This window comes from Microbacterium sp. LMI1-1-1.1, from assembly GCF_040815675.1.
In the GTDB taxonomy this organism is placed as follows: Bacteria; Actinomycetota; Actinomycetes; order Actinomycetales; family Microbacteriaceae; genus Microbacterium.
Genome location: NZ_JBFPNN010000008.1, coordinates 726,726 through 739,558 on the forward strand (window position 1 = coordinate 726,726; position 12,833 = coordinate 739,558).

16 protein-coding genes are annotated in these 12,833 nt (G+C 71.4%); 11 read left to right on the forward strand and 5 right to left on the reverse strand.

What is annotated here, in order from left to right:
• Positions 1–3: 3 nt before the first annotated feature.
• From MRBLMI1_RS12980 to moaA, 5 genes are read right to left on the reverse strand one after another with little or no spacing between them, the layout of a single operon-like run.
• Entirely contained in the window at positions 4–240 is a 237-nt protein-coding gene (locus MRBLMI1_RS12980; RefSeq protein WP_367733576.1) for a MoaD/ThiS family protein, read from the reverse strand.
• Complete coding sequence (gene moaC, locus MRBLMI1_RS12985; protein ID WP_367733577.1) at positions 237–716, reverse strand: cyclic pyranopterin monophosphate synthase MoaC; 480 nt, start codon at positions 714–716, stop codon at positions 237–239. The genes MRBLMI1_RS12980 and moaC overlap by 4 nt, the downstream gene beginning before the upstream one ends.
• Positions 713–1,936: a gephyrin-like molybdotransferase Glp gene (gene glp, locus MRBLMI1_RS12990; protein WP_367733579.1), complete on the reverse strand. Its 1,224-nt coding sequence runs from the start codon at positions 1,934–1,936 to the stop codon at positions 713–715. The genes moaC and glp overlap by 4 nt, the downstream gene beginning before the upstream one ends.
• Positions 1,936–2,706 carry a HesA/MoeB/ThiF family protein gene (locus MRBLMI1_RS12995; protein WP_367733580.1) on the reverse strand — a complete coding sequence of 257 codons (771 nt, stop codon included), beginning with the start codon at positions 2,704–2,706 and terminating at the stop codon, positions 1,936–1,938. Before MRBLMI1_RS12995 ends, glp begins: the two co-directional genes overlap by 1 nt.
• Positions 2,703–3,806 (reverse strand): GTP 3',8-cyclase MoaA, encoded by a 1,104-nt coding sequence (gene moaA / locus MRBLMI1_RS13000; RefSeq protein ID WP_367733581.1) that lies wholly within the window; start codon positions 3,804–3,806, stop codon positions 2,703–2,705. The genes MRBLMI1_RS12995 and moaA overlap by 4 nt, the downstream gene beginning before the upstream one ends.
• Before the next feature lie 49 nt (positions 3,807–3,855).
• On the opposite strand from moaA, the gene MRBLMI1_RS13005 reads away from it, so the two are divergent.
• The 11 genes from MRBLMI1_RS13005 (at position 3,856) to MRBLMI1_RS13055 (ending at position 12,729) form a co-directional block, all read left to right on the forward strand.
• Positions 3,856–4,254, forward strand: coding sequence for a TOBE domain-containing protein (locus MRBLMI1_RS13005; protein ID WP_367733583.1), 399 nt, complete (start codon positions 3,856–3,858; stop codon positions 4,252–4,254).
• 81 nt (positions 4,255–4,335) lie between these two features.
• Entirely contained in the window at positions 4,336–5,100 is a 765-nt protein-coding gene (gene modA, locus MRBLMI1_RS13010; RefSeq protein ID WP_367733584.1) for a molybdate ABC transporter substrate-binding protein, read from the forward strand.
• A complete protein-coding gene (gene modB, locus MRBLMI1_RS13015; RefSeq protein ID WP_367733585.1) occupies positions 5,097–5,882 on the forward strand; it encodes a molybdate ABC transporter permease subunit in 786 nt (261 codons plus the stop codon). The genes modA and modB overlap by 4 nt, the downstream gene beginning before the upstream one ends.
• Positions 5,879–6,985, forward strand: a complete 1,107-nt coding sequence (locus MRBLMI1_RS13020) for an ATP-binding cassette domain-containing protein (protein WP_367733586.1) — start codon at positions 5,879–5,881, stop codon at positions 6,983–6,985. Before modB ends, MRBLMI1_RS13020 begins: the two co-directional genes overlap by 4 nt.
• A 168-nt stretch (positions 6,986–7,153) precedes the next feature.
• Positions 7,154–7,546 carry a hypothetical protein gene (locus MRBLMI1_RS13025; RefSeq protein WP_367733587.1) on the forward strand — a complete coding sequence of 131 codons (393 nt, stop codon included), beginning with the start codon at positions 7,154–7,156 and terminating at the stop codon, positions 7,544–7,546.
• Positions 7,533–7,973, forward strand: a complete 441-nt coding sequence (locus MRBLMI1_RS13030) for a PadR family transcriptional regulator (protein ID WP_367733588.1) — start codon at positions 7,533–7,535, stop codon at positions 7,971–7,973. The genes MRBLMI1_RS13025 and MRBLMI1_RS13030 overlap by 14 nt, the downstream gene beginning before the upstream one ends.
• 319 nt (positions 7,974–8,292) lie before the next feature.
• A complete protein-coding gene (locus tag MRBLMI1_RS13035; protein WP_367733590.1) occupies positions 8,293–9,225 on the forward strand; it encodes a TOMM precursor leader peptide-binding protein in 933 nt (310 codons plus the stop codon).
• A gap of 4 nt (positions 9,226–9,229) precedes the next feature.
• Positions 9,230–10,105, forward strand: a complete 876-nt coding sequence (locus MRBLMI1_RS13040; protein WP_367733591.1) for a hypothetical protein — start codon at positions 9,230–9,232, stop codon at positions 10,103–10,105.
• Positions 10,102–11,034, forward strand: a complete 933-nt coding sequence (locus tag MRBLMI1_RS13045) for a SagB/ThcOx family dehydrogenase (RefSeq protein ID WP_367733592.1) — start codon at positions 10,102–10,104, stop codon at positions 11,032–11,034. The genes MRBLMI1_RS13040 and MRBLMI1_RS13045 overlap by 4 nt, the downstream gene beginning before the upstream one ends.
• A 35-nt stretch (positions 11,035–11,069) precedes the next feature.
• Complete coding sequence (locus MRBLMI1_RS13050; RefSeq protein WP_367733593.1) at positions 11,070–11,735, forward strand: CPBP family intramembrane glutamic endopeptidase; 666 nt, start codon at positions 11,070–11,072, stop codon at positions 11,733–11,735.
• A complete protein-coding gene (locus tag MRBLMI1_RS13055; protein WP_367733594.1) occupies positions 11,725–12,729 on the forward strand; it encodes a hypothetical protein in 1,005 nt (334 codons plus the stop codon). Before MRBLMI1_RS13050 ends, MRBLMI1_RS13055 begins: the two co-directional genes overlap by 11 nt.
• Positions 12,730–12,833 lie beyond the last annotated feature (104 nt).

A 12,833-nucleotide genomic window follows, 5' to 3' on the forward strand; every position in this document is an offset into this window, starting at 1 on the left:
GGCTCAGCCGCCGGCGAACGGCGGCAGCACGTCCACGTGGGTCGCGCCGTCGAGGGGCGCGTCGTCGTCGCGGCGGGTGCCGTCGACGAGCACGGCGCACCGGTCCAGGATGCCGCCGAGCGCGGGGTGGTCGGCGACGACGGCGCGGCGCAGCCCGGCGAGCGAAGCCTCGCCCCGCTCCTCGGCGTCGGTGCCCGCGGCGTCCGCGGCCGCGGCGAAGTACCGGACCCGCACGCTCACGATCCCTCTCCCGGACGGTGCCAGTCGCCGGACTTGCCGCCGGTCTTGGACACGATGCGCACGTTCTCGATGGAGGTGCCCTTGTCCATCCCCTTCACCATGTCGACGACCGCGAGCGCGGCGACGGACACGCTCGTCAGCGCCTCCATCTCGACGCCCGTGCGGTCGGCGGTGCCGACGGTGGCCTCGATCTCCACGCCCTCGTCGGTGATGGCCAGGTCGACCGAGGCGCGGTGCACGCCGATGACGTGGGCGAGGGGGAGGAGGGCGGGCGTGGACTTGGCGGCCTGGATGCCGGAGATGCGGGCCACCGCCAGGACGTCCCCCTTCGGGGCGGTGCCGTCGCGGAGGGCGTCGACCACCGCGGGCGCGCACCGCACGAAACCGCGGGCGGTCGCGGTGCGGACGGTGGGCTGCTTGAGGGTGACGTCGACCATGCGGGCGTGGCCCGCGGCATCCAGGTGGGTGAAGGTCATGGGATCAGCATGACATCGAGCGGGTCGCCCACGGCGACGGCGGACACCTCCGCGGGGACGACGGCGAACGCCTCGGCCCGCGCGAGGGAGGCGGCGAGGTGCGATCCGGACCCGCCGGCCGTCGCCGGACGCACGGTGCCCGCGACGAGGTCGATCGCGGCGGGGAGGTACTGCCGGCGGCCGGGCGGGGTCGTCCAGGTCTCGGATGCCGTGAGCCGGGCGATCCGCCGGTCGATCGTCGTCCGGCCCTGCAGGGCCAGCAGTGCTGGGCGGACGAACACCTCGAAGGACACCGCGACGCTCACCGGGTTGCCGGGGAGGCCGAACACGAGCCGCCCGTCGTCGAGGACGCCGAAGGCCTGCGGCTTGCCCGGCTGCATCGCGACCTTCTCGAACGCGATGCGGTCGGACAGCGCCAGGCGCACCGGCTCGTAGGCTCCGGCGCTCACCCCTCCGGTGAACACCACGACGTCGAGGTCCGCCGCGCGCGCGAGGACCGCGTCGATCCCGGCCGGGTCGTCGCCGACGCGATCGACGAGGGCGACCTCCGCGTCGGCCCCGGCGACGAGCCCGGCGAGGAGCGTCGCGTTGGAGTCCGGCGTCTGCCCGCGGCCGGGGACCTCTCCGGGGGCGACGAGCTCGCTGCCCGTCGACACGACGGCCACGCGGGGGCGACGGCGCACGACGACCTCGGCGACCCCGGCGGCCGCGGCGGCGGCCAGGGCGAAGGGCCCGAGGCGCTCGCCGGGGGAGAGCACGGTCGCCCCGGCGCGCGTGTCGCCGCCACGCCGGCGGATGAAGGCACCGGATGCCGCGGGGGCGCGGAGCACCGTCACCGTCCCGAGCGAGTCGGCGAGGCCGCCCGCGGTGTCCTCGAAGGGCACGATGGCGTCGGCGTCCGCCGGGACGGCGGCTCCCGTCATGATGCGCGCCGCCTCCCCGGGCGCGAGTGGCGGGTCGTCGGCGGTGCCGGCCGGCAGGTCCGCCACGACTCGCAGGGTGACAGGGCTGTCGGCATCCGCCCCCGCCACGTCGGCGAAGCGCACCGCGAACCCGTCCATCGAGGAGTTGTCGACGCCGGGGAGGTCGTGCGCGGCATGCACGGGCTCGGCGAGCGTGCGGCCCGCGGCGTCCGCGAGCAGGACGGTCTCGACGGGGAGGGCCGAGACGGCCGCGAGCACGCGGGCACGATGCTCCTCGACGGTGCGGAGGTCGCTCATCACGGGGTCCTTCCGGGGGTCAGGGGGATCACGTCCTGCCGCGCGCGCAGCGCGTCGATCACGACGAGGCGGCCGAGCAGCGGGTCGCCGGCACCGGTCACGAGCTTGACGGCCTCGGTGGCGAGGAGCCCGCCCACCTGCACGCACAGCGAGCCGAGCACGCCGACCTGGGCGCACGTGGGCGGCTCCCCGGCGGATCCGGGCGGGAACAGGTCGCCCAGCACGACGGGCGCGTACCCCTCGGGCGGGTGCGACCAGAACACCGTCACCTGTGCGGCCCATTCCTGCACGGCTCCCCACACCAGGGGGATGCCGAGGGTCTCGGCCGCGGCGGCGACGGCCTCGCGCGTGTCGAAGGTGTCGCTGCCGTCGATGACGAGGTGGGCGCCGGCGAGCAGGTCGACGGCGTTGCCGGGGACGAGCCGGACCTGTCGTTCGTGGACGACGGTGAGGGGCGACAGGTCGCGGACGGCGCGGGCGGCGGACGTCGTCTTGGGCGTCCCGATGTCGTCGACGCGGTGCGCGAGCTGACGCTGCAGGTTGGTGCGCTCGACGGTGTCGTCGTCGATGACGACGAGCTCGCCGACGCCCGCGGCCGCGAGGGCCAGCAGCACGGGGGAGCCGAGACCGCCGGCGCCGACGACCGCGATCCGGGCGTTCGCGAGACGGCGCTGGCCCTCTTCGCCGATCGCGGCGAGCACGGCGTGTCGTGCGGTGCGGATCAGCTCCTCGGGCGCGAGGGCGGCCACCGGCTCGACGAGCGGTCTCATCCGCCGATCGCGCTCATGGTGCGTTCCGGCTGGACGAAGTCCTCCCGCGCCAGACCCACGGTGTCCGAGCCGTGGGCGCGGGGCTTGGCCCACATGGCATCCCGCCAGATCTGCGCGAGGCCCGCGTCGGTCGTCCCGTCGCGGAGGGCGGCGAGGAGGTCGGTCTCCTCGTGCGAGAACAGGCACGAGCGCACCTTGCCGTCGGCGGTCACGCGGGTGCGCGTGCACGCCGCGCAGAACGGCTCGGTGACCGAGGAGATGATCCCGACGTGGCCGGCAACGTCGGTCTCGCCGGGCCGGCGCACCTCCCAGCGCTCGGCCGGGGCGGCGCCGCGGCCGCGCGGGTCGGCCGTGAGGACGAAGGCCTCCTCGATCGCGGCGCGGATGTCGCGGGCGGGGATGACGTTCATCGCGGACCAGGAGCGGTCGCCGTCCAGTGGCATGTCCTCGATGAAGCGCATCTCGAAGCCGTTCGCCACCGCCCAGTCCACCAGGGGGACGACCTCGGTGTCGTTGACGCCGCGCAGCAGCACGGCGTTGATCTTGATCGGGCCGAGGCCCGCCGCACGGGCCGCCTGCAGCCCCGCGAGCACCTTGTCGAGGTGCGGGCGGCGGGTGAGCTCGGCGAAGGTCTCGGGGTGCAGGGTGTCGAGCGACACGTTCACGCGCGTGAGTCCGGCGTCGGCGAGCGCCTGGGCGCGACGGTCGAGGCCGACGGCGTTGGTCGTCATCGAGATGGGCAGGTCCGGGTTGTCCTCGCGGATGCCGGCGATGATGAACTCGAGGTCCTTGCGCACGAGCGGCTCGCCGCCGGTGATGCGCAGCTCCTCGGCGCCGAGGGACTGCACCGCGACGCGGACGATGCGGCGGATCTCGTCGGTGCTCATCAGCTGCGACTGCGGGAGCCACGGCATCCCGTCGGCCGGCATGCAGTACGTGCAGCGGAGGTTGCACTTGTCGATGACGGACACGCGCAGGTCCGTCGCCACGCGGCCGAAACGGTCGAGGAGGCCCCCCTCCTGCGGGGCGCCGGTCGTGCGGATGGCGCCGAGCGTCACGGGGACCGGTCTCGGGGTCCCGGTCACGTGCTCGGCATCCATGGGTCGAGCCTAAGACAGTCCCCGCACGTCGGGGCGGTACGGTCGTCGCATGCCGAACACCTTCCGCATCGCCGCGGCCGCCCGGCTGCTCGGCGTCAGCGACGACACCGTGCGCCGCTGGATCGATCAGGGCGTGCTCCCGACGACGGGGACCACGCCCGTGGAGATCCCCGGCGCGGCCCTCGCCGAGCGCGCCGTGGCCCTCGCCGCCGAGCCCGCCGATCCCACCGACGTCGCCTCCAGTGCCCGCAACCGCTTCGTCGGGATCGTCACACGGGTCCGCGTCGACGGGGTCATGGCGCAGGTCGACCTGCAGTGCGGGCCCCACCGGGTGGTGTCGCTGATGTCGGCCGAGGCGGCGGAGGAGCTCGCCCTCGAGCCGGGGGCGCTCGCCGTGGCATCCATGAAGGCGACCGTCGTCACGATCGAGAAGCCGCGGGAGCGGTGATCTGCGGCTCCTGCATCCGCTGATGCGGAATACTGGAGACCTCGGCCTCCCGTCCTCCGGAGCGCCGGGGAGAGGATCATCGTGCGCCACACCCTGCGTCTGCCCGTCCTGCTCGCGGTGACCGCCGCGGTCCTCACGGCCTGCGCCGCCCCCGCTCCCTCGGAGGACACGTCCGCCGGGAGCGGCGTCTCCGGAACCGTCGAGGTCTACGCCGCGGCCTCGCTGCAGCGCAGCTTCGACGAGATCGCGGCGGCGTTCGAAGAGGACAACCCCGACGTGCAGGTGACGGCCGTCTACGACGGCTCCAGCACCCTGGCCACGCAGATCGGCGAGGGCGCGCCCGCGGACGTGTTCGCCTCCGCCGACGAGAAGAACATGGCGAAGGTCGCCGACCGCGCGCCGGACCCGCAGGTGTTCGCCGGCAACACGCTGGTCATCGTCGTCCCGGCCGGCAACCCGGGGGCCGTCGACGACCTCGCCGACCTGGCCGGCGTGACCACCGTGCTGTGCGCGCCGGAGGTGCCCTGCGGCGCCGCGTCCGCGACCCTGCTGTCGAACGCCGGGGTCGCGGTGACGCCCGCGAGCGCGGAGCAGAACGTGACGGCGGTGCTCACCAAGGTGGCGGCGGGGGAGGCGGATGCCGGTCTCGTCTACGCCACCGACGTGGTGGGCCGCGACGACGTCGAGGCCATCGTGCCCGACGGGGCGGCCGACGTCGTCAACCGGTACCCGATCGCCGCGCTGGCGGACGCCCGCAACCCGGACGCGGCGGCCGCGTTCGTGGACTTCGTGCTGTCGGCCCGTGGGCAGGAGATCCTCTCCGCCGCGGGCTTCCGAGCGCCGTGACGGACGGACGCGGCGGGTACATCCCGCGCTCGCTCATCGTCCCGGCCGCGGTCGGGCTCGTGTTCCTCCTCGTCCCGCTGACCGCTCTCGTGGCCCGGGTGGAGTGGGCCACGCTGTGGCAGGACGTCACCTCCGAGACCTCCCGGGCCGCCCTCGCGCTCTCGCTCGGCACCGGCGCGGTCGCCACCGCCGTCTGCGCGCTCGTCGGGGTGCCGCTGGCGATCGTCATCGCGCGCAGCACGCCCCGGACCGCGGCGGTGCTGCGCGCGCTCGTGACCGTGCCGCTCGTCCTCCCTCCCATGGTGGGCGGGGTGGCGCTGCTGTACCTCTTCGGCCGCTCCGGATGGTTCGGGGCGCTGGGGCTGCCGTTCACGACCCCCGCCGTCGTCCTGGCGCAGGTGTTCGTCGCCCTGCCGTTCCTCGTGCTCGCCGTCGAAGGATCGCTGCGCAGCACCGGCGTCGGCTACGAGCGCACGGCCGCGGCCCTCGGGGCGAGCCGCCTGACGATCCTGCGCCGGATCACCCTGCCGCTGGCCGCCCCGGGCATCGTCGCCGGCATCGTGCTGAGCTTCGCGCGGGCGATCGGCGAGTTCGGGGCGACGGCCCTGTTCGCCGGCAACCGTCCGGGGGTGACGCAGACCATGCCCCTCGCCATCTACACCGCGTTCAACGGGGCGGGCGTCTCGCAGGGCACCGCGGTGGCGCTGTCGCTGCTCCTGCTCGTGACCGCCGTGGCCGTGCTGCTGCTCGTCCGCGGCTGGCGTCCGGGGGCGGCCCGGTGAGCGGGGAGCGCGCCGCGGGCAGGGGCGGGAGGGATGCCGCCGCGCTGCGCGCGCGCCTCCGCGTCCGTCGTCGGGACTTCGACGTCGACGTCGCGTTCGAGGTGGCCCCCGGGGAGACCCTCGCGGTGATGGGACGCAGCGGTGCGGGCAAGTCGACGATCCTCGAGGTCCTGGCCGGGCTGCTGAGCCTGAAGGAGGGCGAGATCACCGTGGACGGGAGGGTCATCGACCGCTCCTCGGGACCGCGGGTGCGCACACCGCCGATGTCGCGGGGCATCGTCCTCCTGGGACAGGACGCCCGCCTCTTCCCGCACCTGTCGGCGCGGGAGAACGTCGCGTTCGGTCCGCGGGGCTCGGGGGTCGCGGCATCCCTCGCCCGGTCCGCCGCGGACGACTGGCTGGCCCGCGTCGGACTGCCCGACGCCGGCGACCGCCGTCCGTCGGAGCTCTCCGGGGGCGAGAGGCAGCGTGTCGCCGTCGCCCGCGCGCTCGCCGCCGAGCCGCGGGTCGTGCTGCTGGACGAGCCGCTCGTCGCCCTCGACCCGGTGACGGCCTCGGAGATCCGGACGATGCTCGGCGAACGGCTCGCCGGGGTGACGACGGTGGCGGTCACGCACGACGCGGTCGATGCGGCCGCGCTCGCGGACCGGCTCATGATCATCGAGCAGGGACGGGTGACGCAGTCCGGTCCGGTGCGCGAGGTGCTCGCGGCCCCCGCGACCGATGTCGCCGCCCGCATCGCCGGGCTCGAGCGTCTCGTCGGGACCGCCTCGGACGGAGGCTGGCTCGGCGGCGAGGCGCGACTGCGGACGACGGATGCCGCCTCCCTGGCGCTCGCGCGGACCGACGGCGTGCCGCTGGCGGCGGTGTTCCGGGCGGCGGACGTCCGCCTGACGCTGCCGGGTGCCCGGCTCGCCGCCACGGCCGACAACGTGTGGCGCGCGACCGTGACCCACCTGGTGCCGACGCCGACGGGGGTGCGGGCCTTGACCGACACCGGCGCCGCCGAGATCGCGGCCGCGCAGGCCGCGACCCTCGCCCCCGGCACGGAGGTCGTCCTGCGTCTCGCGCCGGATCTCGTGCGGTTCGTCCCCGTGGTGTGACGGACCGAGAGAGCTATAGCGACTCTCGTGCGAGGCGAGATCGCCGACGTGAGGCCTTCACCCGGTTGGTGAAGTCTGATCGACGAGCTTGGGCGGGGGCGTCCGAACTGCTTCACTGCCGTCGTCCGTCTGATTCGAACTGCCCTTTGGGCGGCAAGGGAGCGACCTATGACGACACCGGCACCGCAACGGATGCGAGCATTGTTGATTTACTCTGTGATTCTCGCCTCGATCATGGGCGGGTTTCATTTGTTGGCCGCGCGTGCCGGTGGCATTGACGCTGTAGCTCTGGTGGTCCTGGGCCTCGCGGCGGCGACTGTCGCCATTGAGGCCCTGCTTCTACGACGCTGGCTCACTCGAGCTCCGTTCGCCTTTTTCGTCTTCCATGTCATCAGCTACCTCACCGTGGCGGGATCGGTCTCGCTGCACGCATTCCTGACGGATTGGGTGGGCGCCCGTGGGGGCGGTGTGGGTTGGATGATCGCCTTCTGGAGCGCCGGCTTGCTCGTGCACGCCTTCGCCTCGCTCGCCCGTGGTGGGTACGCGGATGCTGACCTCTGAAGAGCACCGCCTTCTCGACTATGTCTGCAAGACCTGGGCTGAGACTCATGCCAAGGCCAGCTTGGCTGTATTCGCGATGCTCGCCCTGCGCATGCAACCGCAATGGGCCGGCGAGTTGCAGCAGAGCTTGCGGGAGATGACGGGTGACGCCTTTCAGCCTGACCTTCAAACCCTGCATCGCATGCTACGGCGTCTCGATCGACTGGGTCTGGTGATCTGCGCGCGTTACGAGCACCGGGGTCCAGGCGCGGCTCGCAAAGTCTTCGCTCTCACCGAGGTTGGCGATGCGGCGCTGAACCTCCATCTGTCGCGTTCGTGGGGTCATCTCACGTCGCGACCGTTTCTTGTGGCTTGGCAGAAAGCTGCCACAACGAACCTCCCGGAGTGCCAGTGCTGTCGTGGCCCGCTGCGGCATGCTGCGGACTGAAGACCGCCTTTGGCATCCATTCCTCTGACTCTGGTTCGGCCCCTCGACGTGTGTTTGGTTGCTGACGTGAGCAATTGCTCGCGCTCCGCTGGCAGGAAGAGAGAGGAAATCCCGATGCTCAACGTGCTCGATCGGGTAGAGGACAAGTTCTTCGCCGAGGAGGCGTCAGTCGCCCCGGGCGGCTGGTGCTGCTGGTGCTGGTGCTGCTGCAGCATCAACTTCAGCCTCGGGTGACCAGCCGACAGGCGGGTCCGACCAAGATTCAAGGCCGACCCGTCTGTCTCCCTCCCCACCCCATGACGACGAGGAGATCACTGTTATGACCACTCCGGGCTTGCTTCCGCCGCGGGAGCCCGCCGAGTCCGAAGCGACGACCTATCGCGTGAGGACCGGCCTGTACGTGCTTCCGCATGGTGATGACGAGGTATTCGTCCGTGAGGGCAGTCGCGCCGCATTCTCGAAAATTGTGCGCGACCCTGCGCGTCGCCGCCTGCTCGCTCGAATAGTGCAGGCCGCGACCGATCCCGTATCCGCGTCCGAATTGGCCGATCGCTGGGGAGCGGCCTGCTCCGACATCGAGGAGATCGCGGCGCAGCTCGCCGACGCCGGGGTGCTGACGCGAAGCGCGGAGCCCGTCGGCACAACGGTCGTCGCCCTTCACGGGGAGGGCCTTCTCGCCGATGCTCTGACTGGTCTCTTGCGGCGTGACGCCCGCCTCGATCTGCGCGCACTCGATCAACTCGACGATGTGCTCGAGCTGTTCGCCTCGGAGGGCGTCGAGTCCGGGGACGTCGTTCTCGCGATTGTCTCGGACGTGCTCAACCCCGTGCAGTTCCTCGAAGCCAATACGTTCTCGCTGGAATTCGGCATCCCCGCTATCTACGTCCATACAGACGGTCCGGAAGCCGTGATCGGACCCCTCGTAGTCCCCGGCGAGACCGCTTGCTACCTGTGTCACGATCTGCAAGACGAAGGTGCCCGGCATCTTCGCGATGAGTACCTCGTCTACAAAGACAGCTTGAGCCGTGGCGTTCCCGGCCCCGGCAGCGACCCTGCCGTCATCGACCTGGCGGCCGCGTGGGCGCGAATGGCTCTCGCGCGGCGTGATCCGTCGTCGACCGGCTTCCTCGATCAACGAGTCCTGCGCGTCGAGACGAGCCGAATGGAGGTCATGAGTCACCGCATCCTCACCATTCCCCGATGCCCCGCGTGCGCCACGACTCGGCCCGAGCTCCAACACACCTTCCTCTAAGCGCATGGCCACTCTCAACGACTTTCAGAAGCAGAACCGCATCGTCTTCGAGACGGTCGAACCCGGTTATGAGCACGGGGTCGAGCAGACGGTGCTTTCCGGGCCTGGTCTGCAACTTCTCGCGCCCACACCGCGCGACCTCTACCAGCACCGTCTGCACGACGTCGACGGCTCCATTGCCGAGGTGTATCAGGCCAACGCCCGCTGGCGCCTCGCTGATCTCGATTCGGCACCGAGCGAGAGCGAGGCGCAGCAGTTGCGTGCATGGTTCCTCTCATCCGGTCGCACTTACTCGACCGTCGAGGGGAACTCCTCAGGGGTGCAGCTCGCGCTTGCAGACGTTCCGCCGCCGCTCGGTCCCGCGTTGGTGGCCCTGGCACGCCTAGGGGGAGAATCGGGACTGCTGTACGCCTCCGATGTGGTCGTGCTCTGGCGTGGCGTGACGTGGTTGCTGCCAGCCTCATCGTCTCACCTCGTGCTTATGCGCACTGTGGGAGCAGCGCTCCAGCGCCGACTTTTGCGGGCCGTGCCGACTGACAAGCGAGTGGCTTTCGAGACAGCTTCGGCAATCCTGTCGGTGACGACGGTGCCCTGGCGCATCGAGATTCTGCAGGGCCCGCGCGGCTACCGCGCGGCCCTCCAACAGTCGGGACTGCTCCTCACCGCCCTGATGCAGACCGTCGCTCGCGCGGGTGCCGCCGCGGTCGTTACGACGGAGTTCGCCGACGTCGAGGTCGACACGGTGTTCGACCAAGACGGGGTCGAGCGCTTCACGACTGCCCTCGTGGCCGTGTCCGCGGGGGCCGGACCCGTGTCAGCCGTCGACGGTACGGCACCTGCCGCGGCCGAAACGGCGGACCGAGAGGAGGACGAAGGATGAATCCCGATCACGCGACCACCCCGGCCGGACACCCGACTGTGTCCGATCTGATCGACGAGCTCGCTGTCCTTTTCGAGCGCGCTGCGGCCGGGGGGCTATGTCATCCGTCGTGGGCGGCAGCTGCTCTCGATCTCGTTCGCGAGGGCGTTCCGTTGGTCGGCGATGACGACGTCTTCGTCGCCCACCTCATCCACCGGTCGCTCCGCGCCGAAGCCAGCAAAGACGGACCCCCGGTCTCGCGGATCGCCACCATGCGCGCGCCCGACCTTGCGGTCCGTCGGCCCGGCGACCGACGTGTGAGTTTGCCCGCAGAGGTCCCTGACATTCTGCAGCCCTTCGCCGACCTGGTCGCCGAACGCCGGTCGACGCCGATGTACGGCAGCGACCCTCTGCCCTTGTCGCACCTCGCCGGCATCTTAAGTCAGTCGCTCGGGACGAAAGGCTCCACGCTGGGGTACCAGCGCCGCGACATCCCCAAGCGCGTCGGGGCATCGGCGGGGGGACTGCAGTCCTATGACTGCCAGGTAATCGTGAACAATGTCGAGGGCCTCGAACCGGGAAGGTATTCGTACGATCCGGTCGGACACGAACTGGTGCTCGAGGAGGCCGGCGACTTCCGTCTCCCGCTCCGCGACGCAGCGATCGAGTCGGACTTCCTCCTGTTCGCGCAGGCGGTGATCGCCCTGACCGGAGACTTTCCTCGCGTCGCGTGGAAGTACGGCACCCGCGGATACCGGTACATGGGGCTGGATGCCGGGATCGTCGCCGCGCACCTCTACCTCGCCGCCACGGCTCTCGGGGTGAGCGTCAACGCTCTCGCCGCTTTCGCCGATGACTCCCTCAACCGGCTGCTGCGGCTGGACGGCAAGGACCGGTTCGCACAGTTGCTCATTCCCATCGGTACGGCTCCCGGGCGTCGTCCGAGATGACGGGCCCGCTTGAGTCGATCGGCGCGACCGTCGGCGTGCTCGCTGTGTTCGGAATTGTGATGATGGTGCTCGACCTCATCGCCCGTGGCGGGGTGTGGTGGCTGAGGCCGGTGGTCGAGGAGCACGGAGCCGTTGTCTACGTGGGTGTGCTGCTCGTCGCGACCGTCGCGCTGACGTCCGCTGGTTTCCTCGACCCGTTCGCTGCGCTGCGCATCGACGCCGTGCCATCGGTGGCGCTCGCCTCGCTGATCGCGATCCCGGCGGCCATGACCTGGTACGTCATCGAGTTGGCGATCTCCTCGGCGCATGTGCGCGCGCAGGCGATGGAGCGCCCCGGGAGCCGCGCCAGCTCCGTCGTGGACGAGGTGGCCGGGGTCGTTCGCCGACCGGTCCTGTGGTGGTCGTTGGCGATCGCCTCAGCGGTGACCGAAGAGCTGATCTTCCGCGGGATGCTGCTCGGCAGCCTCGCCGCTGCGTGGGGAGTCCTCGCAGCCGTGGCGCTGTCGGCCGCGCTCTTCGGCCTGCACCACATCTCGTTCGGCGCGCCGTCGGTGGTGTCGAAAACGGCGGGCGGAATCCTCCTCGGTGTGCAGACCGTCGTCTGCGGCTCGATCGTCCCTGCCATCGCGACGCACTTGGTGTTTCAGGCGCTGGTCTTCCACCGACTTCGTCGGAGACGGAGGGTGCGTCTTGCCTGTTGACGTCCACGCCACGGGGGAGGGGTACCTCCGATCACCACGGCACGGCTCGCTGCGTGATGTCGTCACGAGCACGATCACCGCTGAGCGCGAAGCCGGGGTTGTCGTCGCCCGCCGGCTGGGTGTCTCTCTCGATTGGTGGCTGTTTGCGGGAGAGTACGACGAGCAGAGTCACAGCGTCGGTGAGAGCGCCCGCCCCGGCTCGACCGAGTGGGGCGGGGAGTGGATCGAGACCAAGCCACGCGGACCGCAGGGGTGGTGGCCGGCATCTCGGTGCGACGGCGACGTCTTCGATGGTCTCGCCCGGTTAGGGCTGCGATGGGTTTGCCTCGGCGCCTCGGTCGGCGATCACCTGCACCGAATCGCCGGCCTCGCCCGCGATCGTGGGCTGGGGCTGGCGCTTCGTCCGTCGCACTCGGCGGTGCGGTTCGCCGCCGCCCATCCGTCCGCCGAAGCGACCTGGGAGTCGCTGCCCACCCTGCTGAAGGTTCTCGTGGCGGGCGACAGGGCTGACGACCCGCCGGAATCGATGGCCGAAGTCCTTCGCGCCGTCGGCCGAGCGAGTCTGAGTGACGTGGCCCGAGCGGTCGATCGGGTCTCCGCCCTCGGCATCCCCGTCGTCCCCCTGCTGACCGCGGCTGAACGGCAGGCGGGTCTGCGCGCGCTCGTATGGTCGCCACAGCTGAGCGCGGCGGCGATCGCTCTGCCCTACCACGATCGGCTGCTATCACTGCGCGCACCGGGCGCTCTGCGGATGGGCGGGCGGGAGGCGGCCCTGCACCTCGGCATTCCTGTGCTCGATCGCGCGGGCGAACGCGAGGCCGCCGCGGGGCTCGAACGATGCCGCGAAGCGATACACGAGCTGTATGCCCGTGGCCACGACCTTCGCGCGGGGTCGGGGGCTCCCGGGGCGGGCTGCGCGCCCGGGGCGGCTGCGCTCGACGAGAGTGCGGCGTTAGCGGCACTGAGGGCCGCTTCGGAGAGGGTCTCGCGATGAGAGGAACCACAGGATGAGCGACGTCCCACTGCTGGCGGTCCGCGGCCTGGGCAAGACGTACGGGTCGGTGCATGCCGTGCTCGACGCTTCGCTCCAGGTGCGCC